This window comes from Serratia sp. H1w (genome assembly GCF_000633355.1).
Lineage (GTDB): Bacteria > Pseudomonadota > Gammaproteobacteria > Enterobacterales > Enterobacteriaceae > Chania.
The window spans coordinates 46,999-71,938 of record NZ_AYMQ01000059.1 but is presented as its reverse complement, the minus strand read 5'-3'; the positions used below and the strand labels follow the sequence as shown (position 1 = coordinate 71,938).

The 24,940-nt window shown below is 56.6% G+C and carries 23 protein-coding genes; 5 read left to right on the top strand and 18 right to left on the bottom strand.

Annotated elements, in window-relative coordinates:
- Nucleotides 1-6: 6 nt before the first annotated feature.
- Genes U869_RS0115275 through U869_RS0115245 form a run of 7 tightly spaced genes read right to left on the bottom strand, consistent with a single transcriptional unit; the run spans nucleotide 7 to nucleotide 6,890 of the window.
- Nucleotides 7-1,023, bottom strand: a complete 1,017-nt coding sequence (locus U869_RS0115275; protein ID WP_232785366.1) for an FAD:protein FMN transferase — start codon at nucleotides 1,021-1,023, stop codon at nucleotides 7-9.
- Nucleotides 1,024-1,047: 24 nt separating this feature from the next.
- A complete protein-coding gene (gene nqrF / locus U869_RS0115270; RefSeq protein WP_025121796.1) occupies nucleotides 1,048-2,271 on the bottom strand; it encodes an NADH:ubiquinone reductase (Na(+)-transporting) subunit F in 1,224 nt (407 codons plus the stop codon).
- 15 nt (nucleotides 2,272-2,286) lie between these two features.
- Nucleotides 2,287-2,883: an NADH:ubiquinone reductase (Na(+)-transporting) subunit E gene (gene nqrE / locus U869_RS0115265; protein WP_021181925.1), complete on the bottom strand. Its 597-nt coding sequence runs from the start codon at nucleotides 2,881-2,883 to the stop codon at nucleotides 2,287-2,289.
- A 6-nt stretch (nucleotides 2,884-2,889) separates the two neighbouring features.
- Nucleotides 2,890-3,519 (bottom strand): NADH:ubiquinone reductase (Na(+)-transporting) subunit D, encoded by a 630-nt coding sequence (locus U869_RS0115260; RefSeq protein ID WP_021181926.1) that lies wholly within the window; start codon nucleotides 3,517-3,519, stop codon nucleotides 2,890-2,892.
- On the bottom strand, nucleotides 3,512-4,306 hold the full coding sequence (locus U869_RS0115255) for a Na(+)-translocating NADH-quinone reductase subunit C (RefSeq protein ID WP_025121795.1): 795 nt from the start codon (nucleotides 4,304-4,306) through the stop codon (nucleotides 3,512-3,514). Before U869_RS0115255 ends, U869_RS0115260 begins: the two co-directional genes overlap by 8 nt.
- The gene (locus tag U869_RS0115250) at nucleotides 4,296-5,537 is read right to left on the bottom strand and encodes an NADH:ubiquinone reductase (Na(+)-transporting) subunit B (protein WP_025121794.1); all 1,242 of its coding nucleotides are present in this window, start codon (nucleotides 5,535-5,537) and stop codon (nucleotides 4,296-4,298) included. Before U869_RS0115250 ends, U869_RS0115255 begins: the two co-directional genes overlap by 11 nt.
- 3 nt (nucleotides 5,538-5,540) lie before the next feature.
- Nucleotides 5,541-6,890, bottom strand: coding sequence for a Na(+)-translocating NADH-quinone reductase subunit A (locus tag U869_RS0115245; RefSeq protein WP_025121793.1), 1,350 nt, complete (start codon nucleotides 6,888-6,890; stop codon nucleotides 5,541-5,543).
- Between the two features lie 545 nt (nucleotides 6,891-7,435).
- Here U869_RS0115245 and dpaA point away from each other — a divergent pair.
- Nucleotides 7,436-8,206 carry a peptidoglycan meso-diaminopimelic acid protein amidase gene (dpaA, locus tag U869_RS0115240; RefSeq protein WP_025121792.1) on the top strand — a complete coding sequence of 257 codons (771 nt, stop codon included), beginning with the start codon at nucleotides 7,436-7,438 and terminating at the stop codon, nucleotides 8,204-8,206.
- Here dpaA and U869_RS0115235 read toward each other — a convergent pair.
- Nucleotides 8,144-8,944 carry a class II glutamine amidotransferase gene (locus U869_RS0115235; protein WP_025121791.1) on the bottom strand — a complete coding sequence of 267 codons (801 nt, stop codon included), beginning with the start codon at nucleotides 8,942-8,944 and terminating at the stop codon, nucleotides 8,144-8,146. The genes dpaA and U869_RS0115235 overlap by 63 nt on opposite strands.
- A 204-nt stretch (nucleotides 8,945-9,148) precedes the next feature.
- Nucleotides 9,149-9,730: a D-sedoheptulose 7-phosphate isomerase gene (gene lpcA, locus U869_RS0115230; protein ID WP_025121790.1), complete on the bottom strand. Its 582-nt coding sequence runs from the start codon at nucleotides 9,728-9,730 to the stop codon at nucleotides 9,149-9,151.
- Between the two features lie 256 nt (nucleotides 9,731-9,986).
- On the opposite strand from lpcA, the gene fadE reads away from it, so the two are divergent.
- Nucleotides 9,987-12,434: an acyl-CoA dehydrogenase FadE gene (gene fadE, locus U869_RS0115225; RefSeq protein ID WP_025121789.1), complete on the top strand. Its 2,448-nt coding sequence runs from the start codon at nucleotides 9,987-9,989 to the stop codon at nucleotides 12,432-12,434.
- Between the two features lie 70 nt (nucleotides 12,435-12,504).
- Here the strand turns inward: fadE and mtnK are convergent, their stop codons facing one another.
- The gene (gene mtnK / locus U869_RS0115220) at nucleotides 12,505-13,704 is read right to left on the bottom strand and encodes an S-methyl-5-thioribose kinase (RefSeq protein ID WP_025121788.1); all 1,200 of its coding nucleotides are present in this window, start codon (nucleotides 13,702-13,704) and stop codon (nucleotides 12,505-12,507) included.
- A gap of 143 nt (nucleotides 13,705-13,847) precedes the next feature.
- Between mtnK and mtnA the strand changes: the two genes are divergently transcribed.
- Entirely contained in the window at nucleotides 13,848-14,876 is a 1,029-nt protein-coding gene (gene mtnA / locus U869_RS0115215) for an S-methyl-5-thioribose-1-phosphate isomerase (RefSeq protein WP_025121787.1), read from the top strand.
- 141 nt (nucleotides 14,877-15,017) lie between these two features.
- Here mtnA and U869_RS0115210 read toward each other — a convergent pair whose 3' ends face one another.
- The 3 genes from U869_RS0115210 to U869_RS0115200 are packed head-to-tail and all read right to left on the bottom strand — an operon-like array spanning nucleotide 15,018 to nucleotide 16,857.
- The gene (locus U869_RS0115210) at nucleotides 15,018-15,560 is read right to left on the bottom strand and encodes an acireductone dioxygenase (RefSeq protein ID WP_025121786.1); all 543 of its coding nucleotides are present in this window, start codon (nucleotides 15,558-15,560) and stop codon (nucleotides 15,018-15,020) included.
- A complete protein-coding gene (mtnC, locus tag U869_RS0115205) occupies nucleotides 15,560-16,246 on the bottom strand; it encodes an acireductone synthase (RefSeq protein ID WP_025121785.1) in 687 nt (228 codons plus the stop codon). Before mtnC ends, U869_RS0115210 begins: the two co-directional genes overlap by 1 nt.
- Nucleotides 16,243-16,857, bottom strand: coding sequence for a methylthioribulose 1-phosphate dehydratase (locus U869_RS0115200; protein WP_025121784.1), 615 nt, complete (start codon nucleotides 16,855-16,857; stop codon nucleotides 16,243-16,245). Before U869_RS0115200 ends, mtnC begins: the two co-directional genes overlap by 4 nt.
- Before the next feature lie 100 nt (nucleotides 16,858-16,957).
- On the opposite strand from U869_RS0115200, the gene U869_RS0115195 reads away from it, so the two are divergent.
- Both U869_RS0115195 and U869_RS0115190 read left to right on the top strand, forming a co-directional pair.
- The gene (locus U869_RS0115195; protein ID WP_025121783.1) at nucleotides 16,958-18,118 is read left to right on the top strand and encodes a pyridoxal phosphate-dependent aminotransferase; all 1,161 of its coding nucleotides are present in this window, start codon (nucleotides 16,958-16,960) and stop codon (nucleotides 18,116-18,118) included.
- Nucleotides 18,106-18,879 carry an amidohydrolase gene (locus U869_RS0115190; RefSeq protein ID WP_025121782.1) on the top strand — a complete coding sequence of 258 codons (774 nt, stop codon included), beginning with the start codon at nucleotides 18,106-18,108 and terminating at the stop codon, nucleotides 18,877-18,879. The genes U869_RS0115195 and U869_RS0115190 overlap by 13 nt, the downstream gene beginning before the upstream one ends.
- A 97-nt stretch (nucleotides 18,880-18,976) precedes the next feature.
- On the opposite strand, the gene hpxK is transcribed toward U869_RS0115190, so the two are convergent.
- The 5 genes from hpxK to U869_RS0115165 all read right to left on the bottom strand — a co-directional run bounded on the left by hpxK (nucleotide 18,977) and on the right by U869_RS0115165 (nucleotide 24,934).
- Nucleotides 18,977-20,257: an allantoate amidohydrolase gene (hpxK, locus tag U869_RS0115185; RefSeq protein WP_025121781.1), complete on the bottom strand. Its 1,281-nt coding sequence runs from the start codon at nucleotides 20,255-20,257 to the stop codon at nucleotides 18,977-18,979.
- Entirely contained in the window at nucleotides 20,254-21,498 is a 1,245-nt protein-coding gene (locus U869_RS0115180; RefSeq protein ID WP_025121780.1) for an alanine--glyoxylate aminotransferase family protein, read from the bottom strand. Before U869_RS0115180 ends, hpxK begins: the two co-directional genes overlap by 4 nt.
- A gap of 192 nt (nucleotides 21,499-21,690) precedes the next feature.
- A complete protein-coding gene (locus U869_RS0115175) occupies nucleotides 21,691-22,533 on the bottom strand; it encodes a MurR/RpiR family transcriptional regulator (RefSeq protein WP_025121779.1) in 843 nt (280 codons plus the stop codon).
- Nucleotides 22,534-22,827: 294 nt separating this feature from the next.
- Nucleotides 22,828-23,706, bottom strand: coding sequence for a siderophore-interacting protein (locus U869_RS0115170; RefSeq protein ID WP_025121778.1), 879 nt, complete (start codon nucleotides 23,704-23,706; stop codon nucleotides 22,828-22,830).
- Between the two features lies 1 nt (nucleotide 23,707).
- Entirely contained in the window at nucleotides 23,708-24,934 is a 1,227-nt protein-coding gene (locus tag U869_RS0115165; RefSeq protein ID WP_025121777.1) for an MFS transporter, read from the bottom strand.
- Nucleotides 24,935-24,940 lie beyond the last annotated feature (6 nt).

Sequence of the window (24,940 nt, the reverse complement as noted above, 5' to 3'; positions counted from 1 at the left end):
ACGGCCTCACAACGCTTTTTTCAGATAGGGTTTGAACGCGTCGGAATAACGTTCTTCGAACCCTTTGGCGGTTTTCACGATCATAAACACCGGGATCCCCAGCAGGTTGGCCAACGCCATACCGCGCTCCGGCCCCATGACGTTCAATCCAGTGGAAAGTCCATCTGCCGTCATACACAGTGGGCTGATCACCGTGATCGACACCAGATGGTGGCGGATCGGTTTGCCAGTGAACGGATCGATAGTATGAGAATAGCGCACTCCGTCCTGTTCGAAGTAATTACGGTAGTCTCCTGAGGTGGCCATCGCTATCTCGCCCGGTTCGATGACCAGTTGCGCCTGCTTCTCCACCCCGGCAGTTGGCCGCTCGATGGCAATGCGCCATGGCTTCTTCTCGCCGTTATGGCCGCGGGTGCGGACTTCCCCGCCGATATCGACCATGTAATTTTTGACGCCCTGCGATTGGAGGTAATGAGCAATCGCATCAACCCCGTAGCCCTTGGCAATGGCGGAGAGATCGACATACAGTTCAGGAATACGCTTCACCAGCGCATTGCCCTCAACCGCCAGCTTGTCGATCCCGGTCCAATTACGGCGCTGTTCCAGCTCGGCGGCGCTCGGTACTTTGTCCGGTCGCCCTTCCGGGCCAAAGCCCCACAGGTTCACCAGCGGCCCAACGGTCACATCCAGTGCACCGTCGGTAACGCGGTTAATACGCAGCGCTTCCAGCACCACTTCCGTGGTGGCAGCAGAAACCGGGAAAGGTTTATCCACTTCCCGGCTTGCGTTAAAGCGGCTCAGTTCGGAATCCGGTTGGTAGGTCGACATCTGATCGTTGACCTGCACCAGCTGTTTGTCGATCTCCTGTTGCAGCGTTGCCGCAGAAGGCGTCCCCTCCCCAGGGAGATAGCTGATCGAATAGGAGGTCCCCATGGTCTTGCCACGCAGGTTTTCCTGCTGCGGTTTACAACCGGTCAGCAACACTGCGGCGGCCAGCGCCGCCGCCATCATCCATACCTTCATTCCATTGCCGCCCGCTGCTCGCATTTAACCGCCAAAGTCATCGAGCATGATGTTTTCATCTTCCACGCCCAGATCCTTCAGCATCTTGATCACCGCCGCGTTCATCATCGGCGGCCCACACATATAGAATTCACAATCTTCCGGCGCTGGATGGTTCCGCAGATAATTTTCCAGCAGGACATTATGAATAAAGCCGGTGTACCCCGTCCAGTTATCTTCTGGCTGCGGATCGGAAAGCGCTACGTGCCAGGTGAAGTTTTCATTCTCTTCTTGCAGATGGTTGAAGTCGTCCTCGTAGAACATTTCGCGTAACGAGCGTGCACCGTACCAGAAGGTAATTTTGCGCTTCGACTTCAGGCGCTTCAACTGATCGAAAATGTGTGAACGCATCGGTGCCATCCCGGCCCCACCGCCGATAAAGATCATCTCGGCGTCGGTGTCTTTGGCAAAGAATTCACCAAACGGCCCGGAGATCGTCACCTTATCCCCGGCTTTCAGCGACCAGATGTAGGAAGACATAATGCCCGGCGGTGCGTCCGGGTTGCTCGGCGGCGGCGTAGCGATACGCACGTTGAGCATGATGATGCCTTTCTCATCGGGGTAGTTGGCCATCGAATAGGCGCGCACCGTCGGCTCTTTTACTACCGAACGATAGCGGAACAGGTTGAATTTATCCCAGTCGCCACGGTATTCCTGCGGCACGTCAAAATCGGCATAATTCACTTCATGCGCAGGCGCTTCGATCTGGATAAAGCCCCCAGCGCGGAAAGGCACATCTTCCCCATCCGGAATACGCAACTTCAGCTCTTTGATAAAGGTTGCCTTGTTATCGTTGGAGATAACCTCGCAGTCCCATTTCTTCACGCCGAAGATCTCTTCCGGCAGTTCGATTTTCAGGTTCTGCTTAACGTTAACCTGGCAAGCCAGACGGCAGCCCTCTTTGGCTTCACGCTTGCTGATGTGGGAAAGTTCGGTCGGCAAAATATCACCACCGCCCTCTTTGATCACCACCCGGCACTGGCCGCAGGAGCCGCCGCCGCCACAGGCCGAGGAGACGAAGATCCCCTGGCTGGAGAGCATATTGAGCAGCTTATCCCCCGCCGGAGCGGTAAAGCTTTTGTCTTGATCGCCGTTAACCTCAACGGCAATGTCACCGGTGTTCACCAGCTTGGATTTGGCAAACAGGATCAGTAACGCCAGCACCATCACGATGCAGGTAAACATGACCACGCCTAAAATAATTTCCATAAATGCTTCCTGCCTTTACAACTGGACGCCGGAGAACGACATAAAGCCCAATGCCATCAATCCGGTGGTAATAAAGGTAATGCCCAGGCCACGCAGTCCGGCTGGCACATCGGCATACTTCAGTTTTTCGCGGATCCCCGCCATGGCAACGATCGCCAGCATCCAGCCGGTGCCGGAGCCGAAGCCATACACCACGGATTCCATAAAGTTGTAATCACGCTGCACCATGAACGACACGCCGCCGAAGATGGCACAGTTCACCGTGATCAACGGCAGGAAGATCCCCAGGGCGTTGTAGAGCGCCGGGAAGAAGCGATCGAGGATCATCTCCAGGATCTGCACCAGTGCCGCAATCACACCGATAAAGGTGATGAAGTTGAGGAAGCTCAGATCGACGCCTTCCACCAGCGCCCCATCACGCAGGATCAGGTTATAAACCAGATTGTTGACCGGTACCGAGATGCCCAGCACCAAGGTGACGGCAATCCCCAGGCCAAACGAGGTCGAGACCTTCTTCGACACCGCCAGGAAGGTACACATCCCCAGGAAGAACGCCAGTGCCATGTTCTCAACGAACACCGCACGCACAAACAGGCTGATATAGTGAGCCATCGGCGGTTACTCCTTTTCTATCTGTGCTGGCTTGAGGGAACGTAATCCCCAAATCAGCAGGCCGATGATAAAGAACGCACTCGGCGCCAGCAGGAACAGGCCGTTAGGTTGATACCAGCCGCCGTTCTGTACCGTTTCCAGCACCGTAATGCCAAACAGCTTGCCCGAGCCCACCAGCTCACGCAGGAAGCCCACCAGGATCAGGATCACGCCGTAGCCCAGCCCATTACCGATACCGTCCATAAAGCTCTCAATTGGCGGTGACTTCATGGCGTACGCCTCGGCACGGCCCATCACGATACAGTTGGTGATGATCAGTCCGACGAATACCGAAAGCTGTTTGGAGATTTCAAACGCATAGGCGCGCAGCAACTGATCGACCACAATTACCAGCGAGGCGATGATCGTCATCTGAACGATGATACGTACGCTGTTGGGGATATGGTGACGGATCAGCGAGATAAAGAAGCTGGAAAACGCGGTGACCAGGGTGACCGCAATGGTCATCACCACCGCCGTTTCCAGCTTGGTGGTCACCGCCAGGGCCGAACAGACGCCCAGCACCTGTAGCGCGATCGGGTTATTGTCAAACAGCGGCCCCAACAGGACCCGTTTAACCTCTTTGGAATCAGCCATTTTTCAGCGCTCCTTCACGAACTTTCTGCAGGAATGGGCCAAAACCGTGCTCGCCCAACCAGAAATTAAACGTATGCTGTACGCCGTTGGCCGTCAGCGTCGCGCCGGACAAGCCATCCACACCGTGGATATCCCCTTGCCGCGCTCCGCCCTTCACGATGCGGATGGCCGGGTTGCCGCTGTCATCAAACAGCTGCTTGCCGATCCACTGCGCGCGCCAGCTGGCGTTCTGGATCTCGCCGCCCAGGCCAGGAGTTTCACCGTGTTGGTAAAAGCTCAGCCCGCGCACCGTATTGCCGTCGGCATCCAGCGCCACAAAGGCGTACATCATCGACCATAGGCCAGTGCCGTAGACCGGCAGCACAATCTTGCTCACCGCGCCGTTTTCGTCGCGCACCAGGTAGATTTCAGCCTGATTGCTACGGCGGCGGATACCGGCCAGATCTTCCTCAGCAGTCAACGCCCGGCTCTTGGCATCGCTGCGTAATGCGGCGGCCAGATCGAAGGAAGTCGCATCGCCAGGCACAAACTCACCGCTGTCCAGATCCAGCAAGCGCGGTTCAATGCGTTTGCCAAAGGCCGCTTTCACCTGCTCGCCGGTCATTCCCGGTTGCAGCAAGCCAGCCACGTCCAGAATGTTGCGCTGCTTATCCAGCAGACGCTGTTCCTGCTGTCTGGATTGCAGCCCGACGGCGGAACCCGCGACAACCACAGAACACACCAGACACAGCAGCAGCACTACTAGCAGCGTTTTGCCAAAGCTGTCATTTTTTGATTCATTCGCCACGTGCTTTTCTCCGCTTGATGTTAGCCTGCACCACCAGATAATCGAACAGCGGTGCGAACAGGTTGGCGAACAGGATCGCCAGCATCATGCCTTCCGGATAGGCCGGGTTGACCACCCGGATCAGCACGCACATCACGCCGATCAGGATGCCGTACCACCACTTCCCTTTGTTGGTAAACGAGGCGGAAACGGGATCGGTTGCCATAAAGACCATACCGAAGGCAAAACCACCCAGCACCAGATGCCAATACCAGGGCATGGCAAACATCGGGTTGGTGGCGGAGCCAATAGCGTTGAACAGATACGCAGTGGCGATCATGCCGATCATCACGCCGGCCACGATGCGCCAGGAGGCGACACGGCCAAACAGGATAATCGCCCCACCGATCAGGATCATCAGGGTCGAAACTTCACCGATCGAGCCAGGGATATTGCCGATAAACGCATCCATCCAACTGATGGATTGGCCAGTGGTGACGTTGGTCAGGCTATGTGCTCCACCTACGCTCCACTGTGCCAGCGGTGTCGCGCCGGAAAAGCCGTCAGCCGCCGTCCACACCAGATCGCCAGATATCTGCGCCGGGTAGGCGAAGAACAGGAAGGCACGCCCCGCCAACGCCGGGTTGAGGAAGTTACGCCCGGTACCGCCGAAGATCTCCTTGGCGACGACTACACCAAAGCTGATACCTAGTGCAGCCTGCCATAACGGCAGGGTTGGCGGCACGATCAGGGCAAACAGGATCGAGGTGACGAAGAAGCCTTCGTTGATCTCATGCTTGCGTACCATCGCAAACACCACTTCCCAGAAACCGCCAACCAGGAATACCACCGCGTAGATCGGGACGAAGTAGGTCGCACCGAGCACCATCTTGCTGATCCAGCCAGCATCGGCGTCGAGCGTGGCCCCCAGCATCTGTGCCAGCCAGTAATGCCAATCCCCTGCCAGCACCTGTTGCAACTGATCGCCGCTGTACAGGTGGTGCAGCGCCGGGATAGTCTGCTGGCCAACGTTGTACATGCCCCAGAACATCGCCGGGAACACGGCCAGCCATACCAGGATCATCATGCGTTTCAGATCGATGGCATCACGCACGTGCGAAGCCCCGCGCGTTACCGTGCCGGGCGTATAGAACACCGTCGCCGTCGCTTCAAACAGCGGGTACCACTTTTCCAGCTTGCCACCCGGCGTGAAGTGATGCTCAATCTTGTCAAAAAAATTCTTCAGGCCCATCGGTTATCCTTCCTGCTCAATCTTGGTCAGCACTTCACGCAGCACCGGGCCATATTCATACTTGCCGGGGCAAACGAAGGTGCACAACGCCAGATCTTCTTCATCCAGCTCCAGACAGCCCAGCGCCTGGGCACTGTCCGTATCGCCCGCCAGCAAATCGCGCAGCAGATGGGTCGGCAGGATATCCAGCGGCATCACCCGCTCGTAATTGCCGATCGGCACCATCGAACGCTCACCGCCGTTGGTGGTGGTGGAGAAAGCGAACAGCTTGTGTTTGAGGAAATGGCCCAGCGTGGTGCGGGTGATGGAGAATTTATCCGGCGCTGGCGTGATCCACCCCAGCAGCTCTTTCTCCCGCCCTTCCAGCAACACTGAAACCTGGTTGTGGAAACGACCCAGCCAGGCGCTCGGGCCGCTGGCATGGAAGCCGCTCAACACCGAGCCGGAAATGACCCGGTTCTCACCGGCCTTCAGACGGCCCGCCGTCAGTTCATCCAGGCTGGCCCCCAAACGGGTACGCAGCAGCACCGGTTGTTCCACCTGTGGCCCCGCCAGAGCAACTACGCGTTGGGTATCCAGCTTGCCGGTGGTGAACAGAGTACCGATGGCAATCACGTCCTGATAACCGATATGCCAAACGGTTTTCTTCAGGCTGACCGGTTCCAGGAAGTGAATATGCGTCCCTACCAGTCCCGCAGGGTGCAGGCCAGCAAACTCGCTGTAACCAATCTGTGCTCCGGCAGCCGTATCCAGCCGCGTGCCCGCCGCATGGCAGACATGGACCTTGCCTTCCGTCAGACGTGCCAATACCGTCAGCCCGGCGTTAAATGCCGCCAGTTGCTCGTTGATAATCACCAACGGATCGGCCGCCAACGGCTGGGTATCGATAGCGCTGACAAAAATAGCGCGCGGTGAGGTGCCTGGATGAGGGGTTTTGCTGAACGGGCGGGTACGTAGTGCGGTCCACAGGCCACTGGCGATCAGATCGCTTTCGACCTGTTGGCGCTCCAGCATCGGCAAGTCAGCCTGCTGATAATAAGCCAGCTCTACCTGCTCTTCGCCATCGTTGTCGATCTCAATGACGACCGATTGCAGCATGCGGCGTTCACCGCGATTGATAGCAGCGATCTGCCCGCTGGCCGGTGCCGTAAAGAAAACCCCGGGGATCTTCTTGTCTTCAAACAGCGCCTGGCCTTTTTTAACGCGATCGCCAACCTGTACCAACATGGAGGGGCGCATACCAACATATTCCTGGCCGAGCAGCGCCACTTTGGTGATCGCTGGGCCATTCTGGATCACCTGCGAAGGTGCCCCAGCTATTGGCAGATCCAACCCTTTTCTTATTTTGATCATAGGATTTATACGATGTTTTAAATTTTCACACGTCCTACCCGCCCAGAGGCTGGCACAGACCATGCCGGATGATGAGGTGGCCTTGGCCCACTCAGGATGAACACGATGACCTCATGCCCAACTTGAAATATTCACTCTGACCGTTAACACCCAGGCCGGTGAGTAAACCAATACTGCAGAATGTTAAAACATTGCTGTAAACGATGGCGGTATTGATGCTATTTCACACAATATCCACGCATTGATTACCGATTAATAACGACGCAGCATGGCAAGATATTAACATTTTCGACGGAATTTTTCCGTGCTATCTAGTGACCTGAGTCGAGGAAATGCAATTAACCGCCTGTTATCCTTTGACACTATTCGTTAAAAACTGCGGCTCATTTCACTTTTACCGATGATTGTAGTTTTTTTATACACTTGTCGTATTGCGAAAAAAAAACACGCTGGTAATCTGACGTGGTTTAATGTGGTAACTCGTCAGTGGCATGCTGGTGGCGTTAGCTATATCAGCAAATAAATATAAGCAGGATAAATCAATAATGAGCAAAATCGCGCTGTTGTTTGCGATGCTATTTTGTACGCCGCTGATCACGGCTTGCAGCGCCAGTGAACCCGCCCCGGCTCCCCAGACGCCCGTGGTTGCACAGCAATTATTAGGTTCGCCGGTCTATATCCAGATATTCAAAGAAGAACGCAAGTTGGAGCTGTATGCCAAGATGGGCAACGAATTCCGCCTGGTGAATAGCTTCTCTATCTGCAACTTCTCCGGCGGGCTTGGCCCGAAACGCCGTGAAGGGGATTTCAAAAGCCCTGAAGGTTTTTATAGCGTCGATACCCGCCATCTGAAACCAGACAGCAAATATTATCGCGCCATCAATATCGGTTTCCCGAATGATTACGATAAATCGCAGGGATATTCCGGCGCCTATCTGATGATCCACGGGGAATGCAAATCGATCGGTTGCTACGCGATGACCAACGCCTATATGGACGATATCTATCGTTACGTTGAAGCGGCATTTGCTCACGGGCAAAGCCGGGTGGATATCAGCATTTATCCGTTCCGCATGACCGAACAGAACCTGCAACGCCACCGCTCATCGACCTACATCAGCTTCTGGCGTCAGTTGAAACCGGGCTATGACTACTTCGTCAAAAACCGTCAGCCGCCGCTGGTCAGCGTGGCCAACGGCCAATATGTGTTGGCACAGCCGGTGATTGGCAGCGGTCAGCCAACGCAATATGCCTCAACGCTTGAGACTAACACCAACCCATTCGCCCGCAGCAAGCCGCTCACCGAAGTGAAATAACGCAAACTCGCCTGGTGCAATCTTGTGCCAGGTTTCATTGCCTGTCAGCGGCTGGGTCGCAATGACCGTGACCACATCATTTGGCGTGGTCTGCCGCTGAAAATCAATCTCTACGTCCTGATCGAGCAGCGTGGCTTTGCCAAAAGGTGCTCTCCGGGTGATCCAGTAAAGGTTGGTGGAGCAATAGGCCATCACAAAGCGCCCATCAGACAACAGCATATTGAACACCCCTTTCTGCCGCAGTTGGTCGGCCAATAACGCAATATAGCGAAACACGGCAGGCCAGTTGCTAGGGGTACGCGGGTATTTCAACGCCAGCTGATGTAACAGCCAGCAGAAGGCATATTCACTGTCGGTCTGCCCCACCGGGCGGAAGTTACCGGTTGCCAACTGGCGATAGCCTTTCAGTTGGCCATTGTGGGCATATGTCCAATTGCGGCCCCACAGCTCACGGGTAAAGGGATGGGTATTTTCCAGCGCCACTTCACCGCGGTTAGCCTGACGAATGTGGGAGACCACGGCACAGGACTTGATCGGATATTCCTGCACCAGGCGGGCAATAGGGGAATTGAAGCTTGGCTGGGGATCTTTGAATGTGCGGCAACCGTTGCCTTCATAGAAGGTAATGCCCCAACCATCTTTATGTGGCCCGGTTCGGCCACCGCGCTGTACCAGCCCGGTAAAGCTAAAACAGATGTCGGTTGGTACGTTGGCGCTCATCCCGAGCAGTTCACACATCGATTGCCACCCCTTGAGGACTACTGACATTAGATATATACCCTATGAATTTCGAGTTGCAGCTAGGCGACAAGTGCGTGTGTCCCCAGGAGCTTACTTAAGGTAAGTGACTGGGGCTCACGCACGCAGGTAACAACGCTGCAGCTTGAAATACGACGGGTATAAGGGCGCAGCCTGATGCCACGCCCTACATTTATTGCTGATTTACGCCTTCACCATCTCTTTTTCGATCAGTTGAATCAAGATGTGGATCGCTTTGATATGAATTTCCTGAATACGGTCGGCGTAGCCAAAGTGCGGCACGCGGATTTCCACATCGGCACTACCAGCCATTTTGCCACCGTCTTTACCGGTCAGGGTGATCACTTTCATCCCTTTGGCGCGGGCCGCTTCAATGGCTTTAATGATGTTACCAGAGTTGCCGGAAGTGGAGATCCCCAACAAGACGTCGCCTTCACGACCCACGGCTTCCACGTAGCGGGAGAATACATAGTCATAGCCAAAATCGTTACTGACGCAGGACAAATGGCTAACGTCAGAAATCGCGATGGCAGGATAACCAGGGCGATTCTCACGGTAACGGCCTGTCAGTTCTTCCGCGAAGTGCATCGCATCACAATGCGAGCCACCGTTACCACAGGAGATCACTTTCCCACCGGCTTTAAAAGAGTCCGCCAACAGCACTGCCGCGCGTTGGATGTTATCAATGTTGGCATCATCGCTGAGGAATTTCGCCAGGGTATCAGCCGCTTCATTCAGTTCACTGCGAATTAAATCATGGTACATAGAGATCGCCTCTTGTTGTGCGGTGGCATCGTCAATCTTTCGTCTCGCAGTGTAACGGATTGCAGAAAAACCGAGAAGCATTGCGACACAAACAACGCTAGTGTGAAACGACCCGAACGTTTTTTGACAATTGATGCTGTCAGTTTGTGACTTAAGTTGTAATTAAAGTGTAAATACATTGATAAAAAAAGTGGTATGGACTAAAACCATTAGATATACACAACAGGTCAGACCTCTTACTACTTCGGAGCTTCTTATGATGGTTCTTAGTATCGTTATCTTCCTCGCACTCATTGGTGTGGTGTTTTATCACCGAGTGAATCTGGCTCTCAGCAGTCTGCTGCTGCTGGCCTATACTGCAGCCATGGGCGCTATCGGCCTGTGGACTTACTGGATGCTGGTCCCATTGGCAATCGTGCTGCTGCCGCTGAACGTCGTTTCACTGCGCCGCTCACTGCTTTCTGCCCCGGCACTGCGCGCTTTCCGCAAAGTGATGCCACCAATGTCCACCACGGAAAAAGAAGCCATCGACGCCGGGACCACCTGGTGGGAAGGCGATCTGTTCCGCGGCAACCCGGATTGGAACAAGCTGCACAACTATCCGCAGCCTAAGCTGACAGAAGAAGAACAAGCCTTTATCGACGGCCCGGTTGAAGAAGCCTGCCGCATGGCCGATGACTTCCAAATCACTCATGAGCTGGCCGATCTGCCGCCGGAGCTGTGGGCCTATCTGAAACAACACCGCTTCTTCGCGATGATCATCAAGAAAGAGTACGGCGGGCTGGAATTCTCCCCTTATGCTCAGGCGCGCGTTCTGCAAAAACTGGCAGGTGTCTCAGGTATTTTGGCGATCACCGTCGGCGTGCCTAACTCCCTCGGCCCAGGCGAACTGCTGCAACATTACGGCACTGAAGAACAGAAAGATCACTACCTGCCAGGCCTGGCACGTGGCGATGAAATTCCTTGCTTCGCACTGACCAGCCCGGAAGCGGGTTCCGACGCCGGGGCCATCCCGGACGTAGGTACCGTCTGCATGGGCGAATGGGAAGGCAAACAGGTGCTGGGCATGCGCCTGACCTGGAACAAGCGCTACATCACTCTGGCACCGATCGCCACCGTGCTGGGGCTGGCCTTCAAGCTGCATGACCCGAGCCGCCTGCTGAGCGATAACGAATCCCCAGGGATCACCTGTGCGTTGATCCCAACCAGCACCCCAGGAGTCGAGATCGGCAACCGTCACTTCCCGCTCAACGTGCCGTTCCAGAATGGTCCAACGCGCGGTAATGACGTATTCGTGCCGATCGATTACATCATTGGCGGGCCAAAAATGGCCGGTCAGGGCTGGCGGATGCTGGTTGAATGCCTGTCGGTTGGCCGTGGCATCACCCTGCCATCCAACTCGACCGGTAGCTTGAAGTCTGTCGCTCTGGCGACCGGTGCATACGCTCATATTCGTCGCCAGTTCAAAATCTCTATCGGCAAGATGGAAGGGATTGAAGAGCCGCTGGCACGTATTGCCGGTAACACCTACGTGATGGATGCCGCCGCTTCGCTGATCACCTATGCGTTGATGCAGGGCGAAAAACCTGCGGTGCTGTCTGCCATCGTCAAATACCATTGTACCCACCGCGGTCAGCAGGCCATCATCGATGCGATGGATATCACCGGCGGTAAAGGCATCATGCTGGGTAAAGCCAACTTCCTGGCCCGTGCCTATCAGGGCGCACCCATCGCCATCACGGTGGAAGGTGCGAATATCCTGACCCGTACCATGATGATCTTCGGCCAAGGGGCGATCCGCTGCCATCCTTACGTCTTGACCGAAATGGCGGCAGCTCAGAACAACGATCTGCACACCTTCGACCAGGCACTGTTCGGCCACCTCGGCCACGTTGGCAGCAGCAAGATGCGCAGCCTGTGGCTCGGCCTGACCAACGGCCGCACCAGCAGCACGCCAACCAAGGATGCTACGCGCCGCTACTATCAACAGCTAAACCGCCTGAGCGCCAACCTGGCGTTGCTGTCTGACGTTTCGATGGGCGTACTGGGCGGCAGCCTGAAGCGCCGCGAGCGTATCTCAGCCCGTCTGGGTGACGTACTCAGCCAGATGTACCTGGCCTCGGCCACGCTGAAACGTTTTGAGGATGAAGGGCGTCAGAAGGAAGATCTGCCACTGGTTCATTGGGGCGTGCAAGACAGCCTGAACCAGGCGGAGCAAGCGTTGGATGACCTGCTGCGCAACTTCCCGAACCGCTTTATCGCTGGGGCGATGCGTCTGGTCGTGTTCCCATTCGGCCGCGTGCACACCGCACCTTCGGATAAGCTGGATCACCAGTTGGCGAAGATTATTCAGCAGCCTTCAGCCACCCGTAGCCGCATTGGCCGTGGTCAATATCTGACGCCAAGCGAGCATAACCCGGTTGGCCTGCTGGAAGCCGCGTTGTTGGACGTGATCGCCGCAGAACCTATCCACCAGCGTCTGTGTAAACAAGCCGGTAAAAACCTGCCGTTTACCCGCCTCGATCGTCTGGCACAACGCGCGCTGGATGAAGGCAAAATCAGCACCGACGAAGCCAAGATCCTGGTGAAAGCGGAAGAAAGCCGTCTGCGTTCGATTAACGTCGATGACTTTGCGCCGGACGCGTTAGCGGCGCAACAGCCAGTAAAGCTGGAGAAACGCCAGCAGCAGACTGAAGCCGCATAACGGTCACTGACCGTAAATGCCAAGGGGCGATACCGTAATGGATCGCCCCTTCTTCATTGCAGAGTTAACCTCAGCCGTGTTGGCGGATACGCGCCAGCAAGGCATCAATATGGGCAATGTGCGGCGCATTGACGATCAGCACACGGCCCAGATTGAGGGCACTACGCTGGCACTCGACACGCATTTCTGCATCGGTAATGCTGTCCAGATCGGCCACGTGAGCCAGCCCGATAGTGCGGCGGATCAGTTCCGTGCCGCAATAGCCCACCGCATCGGCCCAGACCTGTTGCAGGAACTGCTCGGCATAGCCCGGCAGCGCCAGCGTTGCATCGCGGCTATGTTGATGGCACAGCGCCAGAAAACGGTCGGCAAAGATCAGCCACAGCTCACGGATATCCTGCAACCGTTGTTCACGCCCGGCCGCCGCATCACGCGGGCCGAACAGCCCCGGTAAACCACAATAGTTCAGCAGCAGGTTGCCAATTGCGGTGCCAATATCAAAACCAATAGGGCCGTAGAAACCAAATTCAGCATCGATCGCCTTTAGCTTGCCTTCGGCAACAAAGATCGAACCGCTGTGAATATCACCGTGCAGCAACGCTTCGGCCTTGCTCAGGAAACGGTGTTTCAGCCCAGCCACCGCTAACTTGAGCGCCGCGTCATTGCGAAGCTCAAGTACCTGCGGCAGCAACGCCTCATCAAAGTGGTTGCGTTCGTGATCCTGATAGGGATCGCTAAAGAACAGATCTTCGGTGATCTGACACAGCTCCGGGTTGGTAAAGCGGCTGACTTCCGCCTTTTTCAACTGCGCGGTCTGGTAAAAATCAGAGGTGTGGAACAGGGTTTGTGCCAGATACTCCGCCAGTTGGCCAGCAGCCAGCGGGTAGTAACGTCCTTTGACTAGCTCACTGCGCCAGATGTGGTGGTCGGAGAGATCTTCCTGCACCATCACCGCCAGCTCAGGATCGTGATGCAGGATCTTGACCGTGTGGCGCGGGCACAGCGCTCCATGGATCAGTAGCGTTTCCGCTTCGATACGCGCCCGATCCAGCGTCAGCGGCCAGGATTCCCCCACGCAACGTACGTACGGCAGCGCCTGTTTGACGATCACCCGGCTGACGCCGTCGCCATCACGGATTTTAAATACCAGATTGAGATTGCCATCACCGATCTCATCGGCACTCACCAGCGCCTGCGGTTCGGCCAGTTGCCCATATTGACGCGCATATTCAACGGCATCGGCAGCAGTAAACGTACGATATTGTGACATCCCCCAACCCCTCTGTTCTTTCCCGTAGCGATGATTTTTTTATTTTTAGACGCAAAAGCGTTTGGACGTCTATACATCCGGATGTCATGTTGGCAGAATGGGTTCACAGATGCAATAAGAAAGACACAAGGATTTAACCACCGATGCAAGCATTTAACACCACCAGCCTGGACCTGAAAGATAACCGCCTGTGGATCCTCGACCAGCAAGCCCTGCCGCAGGAAAAGTGTTGGCTGCCCTGCGATAGCGTGGACGAACTGGTTGGGCATATCCGTGCCCTGCGTGTGCGTGGCGCACCGTTGATCGGGCTGTCTGCCAGCCTGTTACTAGCCCTGCTGGCCGAGCGTGGCCTGTCGCAGAGCGAGTTGGAACAGGCGTTGCAGACGCTGCGCGCTTCACGCCCTACGGCGGTAAATCTGATGAACAATCTGGACCGCATGAAGCAGGCGTTGGCACAGCCCGATTGGGCGAGCGCAATGACCGAGGAAGCGCTGCGCCTGGTAGAGGAAGATCGGATCTTGTGCGATCGCATTGCCGATAACGGTGCCGAGTGGGTGAAACCAGGTAGTCGTCTGCTCACCCATTGCAACACAGGAGGACTGGCGACAGCGGGCGTAGGTACGGCAATTGGCGTTCTGCTGCGTGCACATCAGCAGGGCAAGATTACTCAGGTGTGGGTCGATGAAACTCGTCCGTTGCTGCAAGGGGGCCGACTCACCGCCTGGGAACTGGGTGAGTTAGGCATTCCTTACCGTTTGATCTGCGATTCAATGGCCGCCAGCCTGATGGCTGCGGGCCAGGTCGATGCCGTCTGGGTCGGCGCTGACCGTATTGCGGCCAACGGCGACGTGGCCAATAAGATCGGTACTTACAGCCTGGCGGTGCTGGCCCATTATCACCGCATCCCGTTTTACGTTGCTGCCCCGCATACCACGCACGATCCCCACTGCCCGAACGGTGCAGCCATTCCGATCGAACAGCGGGCAGCCGAGGAAATCACCGGCGTCAGCGGCAGCTTTGGTTCCTGCCAGTGGGCACCGCTCAACGCGCCAACCTACAATCCGGCATTCGATGTCACTCCGGCGGCGCTGATCAGTGGCTGGGTGTTGGATAGCGGCGTCATTACGCCAGAGCAGGTTGCCGACGGTGTTTTTCAGCGGGCATTGGCATAACGATACCCTCACCCTAGCCCTCTCCCACAGGGAGAGGGGACCGATCGAGTTCGCTATTGGTTCGAGCGCGAAACTTGACCACGACACCGTACCAGCTCCCTCGCCCTGTGGGAGAGGGTTGGGGTGAGGGGCTGTATGGACTCAATCTAATGTTGGATAGGCTGCGGCAATCTTGTCGCCGGTGAAATGGGCTACCCAACCTTCCGGGTTATCGAATACGCGGATGGCGGTGAAACTGGGTGCCGAACCCATATCAAACCAGTGGCGAGTGTTGGCTGGCACCGAGATCAGATCGTTCTTCTCACACAGGATCTGGAAGATTTTCCCTTCTAGATGCAGGCAAAACAGCCCCGCCCCTGCCACAAAGAAGCGCACTTCATCCTCACCATGGGTATGTTCGGCCAGGAATTTCTCCCGCAGCACTTCACGCTGGGCGTTATCCGGCCGCATGCTGATGACATCCCAGCTTTGATAGCCCTTTTCTGCCACCAACCGGTCGATTTCATGCTGATAGGCGGCGATCACCGCTTCCGGCTGCGGGTTGTCCCCCAGTTCGCGATCTGCCTGCCAACGCTCAAAACGCACGCCAATCTGCGCTAACTGCTGCTGGATAGCCTGCGCATCCTGGCTCTGCCACAATGGCTGCTGCGGCTGTTGATCGCTAAAAATGGTCAATCCACTCATCAGACAAACTCCCCTAACTCGATGTGATCAAAACGGTTAACCTGCCGGTGCTGGCTGTGCGGATCGGCGTCATCGCGGATCAGTTGGCAGGTATGCCAACCCGCCTGCCGGGCTGCATCCAGCTCCTGATGGATATCGGACAGGAACAGCAGTTCTGTTGGCTCCAGACCGATAGCCTGGGCGATATTCTGATAAGAGGCACTTTCACGCTTGGCCCCCACGTGCGTATCAAAGTAACCGCTGAACAGCGGCTGCAAATCTCCGGCATCGCTGTAGCCAAACAGCAGTTTTTGCGCTTCAACCGAGCCGGAAGAGTAGACGTACAGCGTCAGCCCTTGCTGCTGCCAGGCGGCTAACTGTGTGGCCACTTCCGGGTACAGATGCCCCTGGAAATCGCCATTATGGTAGCCGCTTCGCCAAATGATGCCCTGCAAGGCTTTCAGCGCGGTAGATTTGCGATCCTCATCCATAAAGCGGTAAAGCGCAGTGATTAGCTGTTCATTATCCGCATCCGGCTGGGCAATCTCTTCACGCAATGCTGCCAGCGGTGCCGCCACTTCAGCGTCGTTATAATGGCTGCGGATAAACTCCCCCAGTCGCTCACGGGCATAGGGGAACAGCACCTGATGCACAAAGCGGATATCGCTGGTGGTGCCTTCAATATCGGTGACGATGGCGCGGATCATTTGGCCTCCAGTAAACGGCGTTGTAGTTCGCACTGGAACAGGAACTCCAGCCCTTCAAGATGGCGGCGTGCTTCCGCCACCTGATTGCCCCAGCAATACAAGCCGTGGCCACGCACCAGAAAACCGTACTGCAACGGCGTTACCTCGGCAAAAGCCGCTACGCGCGCAGCCAGCGCCGGAATGTCCTGATCGTTATCAAAAATGGGGATGCTGACGCTATCGAGATGGCTCTTCTGGCCGCTGAGGGATTTTTGCATTTCATACCCTTGCAGTACCAGCGCAGCGCTTTTCTCCACACGGGAAAGCACGGTGGCATTGACCGAATGGGTATGCAAGATGGCACCTACCGCGGGATAGAGCCGGTAGATCAGCGTATGCAGGCCGGTTTCTGCCGAAGGCGTGCGGCCACTGGGAACATGGTTGTTCGCCGTTTCCACCAGCAATAAATCCTGCTCGTTCAGGCTGCCCTTGTCTTTGCCGGATTCGGTCACCAGGCAGCGTTGTTCGTCAAGGCGCAGCGACATATTGCCGCCGGTCGCCGGACACCAGCCCTTCTCACCGATCCAGTGGCAGGCCGCCAATAAGGCATCTAATTGCGGGTTTTCCGTCATTCGGTCATTCTTCCTGATAGCCATCTAAACGTCTTGATTGCCAAACATTAACATCGTGCTATATTATTCGCAACATAAGCGCCAGGAGAATTAGCCTGAAATGAGCACCGAAGCCCCGATCCCAGCCAGCAAGTTACCTGAACTCGGTACCACCATCTTTACCCAGATGAGCGCTCTGGCGCAGCAGCATCAGGCGATCAACCTGTCGCAAGGCTTTCCGGATTTTGATGGCCCGGAGTATTTAAAACAGCGTCTGAGCTGGCACGTCAGCCAGGGTGCGAACCAATATGCCCCGATGACCGGTGCTGCACCGTTGCGTGAAGCCATTGCGGAAAAAACCGCCCAGCTTTATGGCTGGCAGCCGGATGCCAATAGCGAAGTGACCGTCACCGCCGGTGCCACCGAAGCGTTGTTCGCCGCGATCAGCGCCCTGGTGCGCGCTGGTGATGAAGTCATTTGTTTCGACCCCAGCTACGACAGCTACGCCCCGGCGGTACAACTTTCCGGCGGTGTATTGAAACGCATTGCGCTGCAACCACCGGCCTTCAAAGTGGATTGGCAACACTTTGCCGAGCAGCTCTCACCGCGCACCCGGCTGGTGATCCTCAATACTCCGCAAAATCCCTCCGCCACAGCTTGGTCGGCTGAAGATATGCAGCAACTCTGGGCCGCAATCGCCGATCGGGAGATCTATATCCTGAGCGATGAGGTTTACGAACATATCTGCTTTGCCAAAGGAGGACATGCCAGCGTGCTGGCCCATCCGCAACTGCGTCAGCGAGCGATTGCCGTTTCCTCGTTTGGTAAAACCTTCCATATGACCGGCTGGAAAGTGGGTTACTGCGTGGCTCCAGAGGCGTTGAGCGCAGAGGTACGCAAGGTTCACCAGTATCTGACGTTCTCCGTCAATACCCCGGCACAGCTGGCACTGGCCGATATGCTGCGCAACGAGCCGGAGCACTGGCAGCAATTACCGGCGTTTTATCGTGCCAAGCGTGATCGTTTCGTGCAGGCGCTGGCTAACAGCAGACTGGAAATTCTGCCCTGCGAAGGCACCTATTTCTTGCTGGCCGATTACAGCGCCATCTCCGATCTGGATGACGTTGCCTTCTGCCATTGGTTGACCGAGCACGCAGGCGTGGCGGCGATCCCGCTGTCCGTCTTCTGTGCCGATCCTTTCCCCCATAAACTGATCCGGCTGTGCTTCGCCAAGCAAGATGCCACGCTGGATACCGCTGCGGAGCGCCTATGTCGACTCTAAAAATTACCCTGTTGCAGCAACCGCTGGTCTGGCGCCAAGGTGAAGCCAACCTGCGTCAGTTTGATGCCTTGCTGCCTGCAATTACCGGCCGCGATCTGATTGTGCTGCCGGAAATGTTTACCACCGGCTTTGCCATGGATGCCGGGGAAAGTGCGCTGCCAGAACAGCAGGTCATCGACTGGCTGCACACCTGGGCGGTGAAAACCAACGCCTTGGTGGGGGGCAGCGTGGCGTTAAAAACGCCTGAAGGAGCGGTTAACCGTTTCCTGCTGGTAGAACCCGGCGGCAAGGTGCATGGCTATGATAAACGCCATCTGTTCCGTATGGCTGGCGAGCACCTGCATTATCAGGCTGGTAAGCAGCGCACTATTTTCGAATGGCGCGGCTGGCGTATCCTGCCGCAAATCTGTTATGACCTGCGCTTCCCGGTGTGGTCCCGCTATCAGCAGGATTACGATCTGGCTCTGTACGTGGCCAACTGGCCCGCTGCGCGCAGCATGCATTGGCAAACGCTGCTGGCTGCGCGGGCGATTGAAAACCAGACTTACGTAGCGGGTTGCAACCGCGTGGGCGAGGATGGTAACGGTCTGAACTACAGCGGTGACAGCCTGATCGTCAGCCCGCAGGGGGAACGCTTGGCCAGCGCAGAACCGGGTCAGGCAGCAAGGCTGGATGCCGAGCTTTCGCTGGAAACGCTGCAAACCTACCGTACGGCGTTTCCTGCCTGGCGTGATGCGGATAGCTTTTTACTGCACGATTGAGTCAACAGATGCCCCTCACCCTAACCCTCTCCCAAAGGGCGAGGGGACCGATCGAGTTCGTTGATATTTCTATATTTCCCACTGTAGCACAGACTAATCAAGTGCTCCGATCAGCTCCCTCTCCCTGTGGGAGAGGGTTGGGGTGAGGGGTCACGACAACCTGGCAGTAAGCCTGGATCGCCAACGCTACGTCGGAGAGGGTTACCGCCTCATCGGGATGGTGGCTGATGCCCCCAGCACAACGGACAAACAGCATCCCCACCGGCCAACGAGCGGCGATTGCAATGGCATCATGCCCTGCACCGCTAGGCAATTTCAGGCAACTCCCTTGCACCTGCATCACCGCCTCATTCCAACGCTGTTGCAATTTCTGGTCACAGGCAGTGGCCGCTATACGATAGAATTCCTCACTGTCGAAGCGGATCCCGCGACGTGCGCCAATGCTCTGCGCCTGTGCCAATAATTCAGTTAGCAGCGTATCTAGCTGCTCAACTTGCGGGCCACGAATATCGAGGGATAACCTGACAAGTCCAGGGATCACATTGATAGCTCCCGGCAAACTGTCGATCTGACCAACCGTTGCGACGACATGTGGATCGCATTCCACGGTGAGCCGCTCAACCGCCACCATCCATTCAGCGGCGGCAGCAAGCGCATCCCGGCGCAGCTCCATAGGCACAGTGCCAGCATGACCAGCATGCCCGGTAAAGGTACAGTTGAGACGGCGAGCCGCATTAATCGCAGTGACCACGCCCAGCGCCAGATCGGCAGCCTCAAGGCAAGGCCCCTGTTCGATATGCAGTTCGAGATAGGCACAAATCGAGTCCTGTGCACGCTCGGCAGACCCCACAGCCGCGGGATCCAACCCTGCGTCACGCATAGCCTCGGCGACACTGACGCCCTCGGCATCGGTACATGCCAGCCAATTTGCCGCCCACTGCCCGGTGATCCCTTTGCTACCGAGCAAGGTAATGCCAAAACGCGTCCCTTCTTCATCGGCAAAACCGATCACTTCGATCGCCTGCGGCAAGCGCCGCTTGCGGCTATGCAGGAACGCAACAACTTCGAGCGCGGTCAACACACCCAACATGCCATCGTAGCGCCCTGCGTTACGTACCGTATCCAGATGAGAGCCAAGCAGCAGCGCCGGTGCAGACGGTTGCGTTCCTTCGTAACGTCCGCAGATGTTACCCACGCCGTCTTGCCAGACCTTCATCCCCAGCTCACGCATCCAGTTCCCTACCAACTGGTTGGCGCGCAGATGTTCCGGGGAGAGGTAAACCCGCGTCAGTTGACCAGGCGAACTGCTGATTGCCGCCAGTTCGTCACAGCGAGCCATCACTCTGGCTGCGGCCTGCTCCGCCTCCTGAGCGATCATCCCTGGCGTTCAGCGCCGTAAATATTCCATGCAGCCTGCATCGCTTCCCCCTGCGGGCTGACGAAACCAAGACGGTTCAATACCGCTTCCAGCGCGGCCAGAGTTTGCAGCACGCAGTCTTTGCGCGCGTTATAGCCCATGGTGCCGATCCGCCAGATCTTGCCCTGCAACGGACCAAACGAGGTGCCGATTTCAATGGCGAAGTCATTGAGCATCATCTGGCGTACTTGTTCGCTATGGATGCCCTGTGGGATCACCACGCCCAGCACGTTGTTCATCTTGTTGGCGATATCGCCAAACACTTCCAGCCCCATTCCCTGGATCCCGGCCAACATCGCCGCGCCGTGCAGCTTATGGCGAGCAATGGTGTTATCCAGCCCCTCTTCCAGGATCACCCGTGCGCATTCACGGGCAGCAAACAGCATGCTGGTCGCTTCCGTATGGTGGTTCAGGCGCTCTGGCCCCCAGTAATCCATGATCATGCCGAGATCGAAATAGTTGGAGTAGATCATCTCGTCATCACCGTCGGCGTGATCGACAGTACGGATCCCTTCTTCAACGCACTTACGGCGGCGCACGATCTCTTCAAACTGCGGGCTAAGCGTAATCGGAGAACTGCCAGAAGGGCCACCCAGGCATTTTTGCAGCCCAGCGGACACCGCATCCAGACCCCAAGCATCGGTTTCCAATTCGTTACCGGCGAACGAGGCGGTGGCATCGGTATAGAACAAGACGCCGTGGCGGCGGCAGATATCGCCCAATTCCGCCAGCGGTTGCAGCATGGTGGTGGAGGTATCCCCTTGCACCGTTAGCAACAGGCGCGGCCGTACTTTCTTGATCGCATCCTCAATCCGATCGGCGCTGAACACCTCGCCCCAAGGTGCTTCGATGGTATGCACTTCCGCACGGCAACGGCGGGCAATTTCACACAACAGATGACCAAAACGACCAAATACCGGCACCAGCACTTTATCGCCAGGGCGGATAGCAGAAACCAGCATCGCCTCAATACCGGCACGAGAAGTGCCATCGATCAGCATCGTCCAGCGGTTCTGCGTGCGGAACAGCGCACGATACAGCTCCATCACCTGATTCATATAGCCGGTCATGGCCGGATCGTATTGACCGATCAGTTGGCTGGACATGGCACGCAGCACACGCGGATCGGCATTGATCGGCCCTGGGCCCATCAGCAGGCGGTGCGGAGGATTGATTTGATCGAATTGGCTGTTAGCTAGCATGTTCATTCCTTGTCAACTTAATAACTTGGTTTGGGAGAGGGCTACACCAGAAACTGGCTGGATTTTAGCTATTGCTAGATTATCGCCAAGCGCGAGAGGATGAAACAAAAGATTCTTAAATTATTTTTTTGCAACTAAAGACTCAATCAAGGCGCAGCATGCAGCGCCCCTTGGTAATGAGTCGGTCGTTATTCAGCTACGCTGCTCCAACTCCTCCAGATCGCTGAACAGATCGGCCACCTGATGAATACGCTGCCGCCCTTGCGACAACCTGTCATGCAGCAGCGCATTGCTCAGCAGGCTCGCCAAACTCATGGCGCTGGAGTAACTATCAAAAGCCGAGACGCTATCGAGCGGCGCCATCAAATGCCAGCTTGCCAACGGGATCAGTGCCTGGGCCTGCGGTTCGCAGATCAACAGCGTCGGCACTTGCTGGATCTGCAACTGTTGCAATACCTCTCGTACCAGACGTGGACGGCGACGAAATGCCACGACCACCACCATGTCTTGTGGCCCCAGATCCACCAGCTCTTCGGCCAGCGTCTGGCCTGGCTGAGGTATTAACAGCACCTGCTCGCGCACTTGCATGAGTTGCTGACGCAAATGCATCGCGACGGGATAGCTATTACGCATGCCCAGCAACACCAGCCGCCGGGATTGCCCCATGGCTGCGATCACCGCGCCAAACTGTGCCGCATCAATCTGTTGCACCCAGTGCGTCAGATTGGCCATTTCCTGCTGGTAATGGCGGGCCAGCAAGGTGTTGCCCTGCACTGCGTCGCGGCTGTCGGTCAATGGCATACCGCTTTGACGCAGGGTACGCAGTTCATCACGCATCGCACGATAGCTGGCATAACCCAGTCGCTTGAACAAACGGCTGACGGTGGCCTTGGACACCCCGCTCAGGCGTGCCAGTTCGGCGCTGTTATAGCCAATCAGGTCGGCGAAATGATCGAAGATAAAGTCGGCCACCCGCTGCTCTTGCGGTGCCAATTGCGGATATTCGCTGCGCAGGCGTTCATCAATCTGTTTCATCGCTACTCCCGCTGTAACTTTCGTTGCAGCGGAACATAACACAGCAGCCAAAGCGGCTGCCAGTATTGAAATAAGGGCCCCCCTATAAGCTCAAAAACCAGACCGCGAAGGGGGAAGGGATTTAATTTACCGCGACACATTAAGCCTGAGACAGCTGGGAGTTATGCAGGTTAACCGACCGTTGAGCGCATGGATGCGCGATTGCGAGCCCCCAGGGACGGGTTCACGGCGTGTAGGTGATCTGTATAACTTCCAACTGTAGCACTATTAGATACAGCAATTTAACAGGCTCACTTAGCACCAATAAGCCATAAAGTTCACCGTAGAACGATCCAGATCGCGTTCGCCTATCAGATAACGGCGTAGGTTTTTCACCACCGATGACTCTGCCGCCACCCAGGCATAGAAGGTTTTAGCCCCCTCGGCACGCTCCCACAGCAAATCCCCGCCCAAACTGTTTTCTGCCAGAGATTGCGCTGCGGTCCGTGCCGAGGCAGGAATGTTAACCCGCTGGCGCACCGACTCTACCAGCAGCGTTCCGTGCAGTTGCTGTTGTCCAACATCCCGTGGCAGCCAGTAAACCTCGGCAAACGGGAATTTCGCCATATCGAGGCAATCTCCCGCCACCGGGACTTCGAAGAAAGCCTGCACACGCGGCGGGTTAGCCTGTTGCGCCAACTGCTCGATAATGCCCATCGCTGCTGGCAGCGCCGTTTCGTCGGCAATCAGCAACGCCTGCTGGGTGTGCGCCGGAGGGGCCCACTCATAACCGCCGCTATCCTCAGCAAAATCGGCATTGGGCGCCACGGCTTGCAGTTTATCCCCTGCAACAGCATGCGTAGCCCAGGCGGAGGCCGGACCGTTGACGCCATGGAGCACAAATTCCACATCCATTTCATTCTCGACAGCGCGCAGCGCCCGCAGCGTGTAGGTACGCATCACGGGCCGCTGCTCCTTAGGTATCGCCATATAGTTGCGGTACCAATCGTCGCTATTCGCCAACGGCTGGTTTTGTCCTTCCGCTACCGGGAACAGCAACTTGATACGCTGATCGGGAGCTTCCAGCTTCATACGCTGAACCTCTGGGCCGGTAAACACGCAGCGCAGCAGCGAAGGGGAAATGTTTTCCTTGTGCTTCAAGGTAAGATCAAAGATGCGATAGCTTGCGGACATATCACTGACTCTCCCGCGCAATGTCTGCCATTCGATGCTGGCACCATAGCCAGCTGCTAATGCCGCCCAGCAGGACGGCGGCTACCAGTGCCGCCGCAACCAACTGCGACTCACCGTAAAATTTGCTCACTACCGGCACCATCAGCGCGCTTGCGCCATAGCCTAGTGTATGGCTGGTGGCGATAGCTCCTGCACCTTTACCGGTAGATAATTTATCGTTCAACATCAGTTGATAGCCCGGCGTCGCCATCGCGGCACCAAACGAAGCCAACGCACAGCCGAGGTAAAACAGCGCCAACGGCGTGGTACACATCAGCCCCAAACCCGCGATCATCAATACGGCGGCAACCATCAATAACTGCGGCGCGGTAAGCCGCTGTGGCCGCACGACCAGAAACTGAGCCAACAACGTGCAACCCGCCGCCACGCTGAGTAAGATCGCCACATGGTGGCTGACGGTCGTCGCCGAATGGCTGAACAACTGCTGCAAATGCGGAGCCAGACCCAACTGCATCAGGCTGACGCACCCCGCCAGCAGCAGCGCACACAGCAGATAGGGCACCATCGTCAACCGCAGGCGATTTTGCTGATGTGCCACCGCAGGCAACGGAGGATCGTTATGCTGGCGGCAAATCACCAGCAGTGCGATCAACGGGGCGATAGCCATCAGCCACAGCGGCGCCATCGGATGCAGAGACAACGCCAAGGCCGCACATAATGGGCCGAGCAAACGACCGCAGCTCAGGCCTGAACTGATAGTGGCTAACGCCGCCATACGTTGTTCATATCCGGCTCGTTGCAGCGCCCAGGTCTGGCTGGCGGGTACCATGCCCGACACCGTCAGCCCATAGATAATGCGCGCCACGATCAATCCACCCAGCCCAGCCATTTCCGGTAGCCAGCCAGCAGCGAGCCCCCACACGGCCAAAGCCAGTAACGCAAAGCTGAGCAGGTAACCTGCCAGGGCCATAATCACCACGTACTTACAACCGCGGATTTCTGCCTGCCGCCCCCACCAAGGGGAACCCACCAGAAACAGCATCGACCCCAGCGTCAGCAATCCCGCCCACACCGACAGCGAGAGCTGAGTCAGACTGACCAACACCGGTAATGCCACCAGCAAGCCATTTTGCCCAATGCCCAATAGCCCGGCACAAAACGCCAGCGGCCAGTTTGAAGGAGAATCATTACCAATTGCAACGATTTTTGACGTGGAAAATAAGCGCATTAGGTA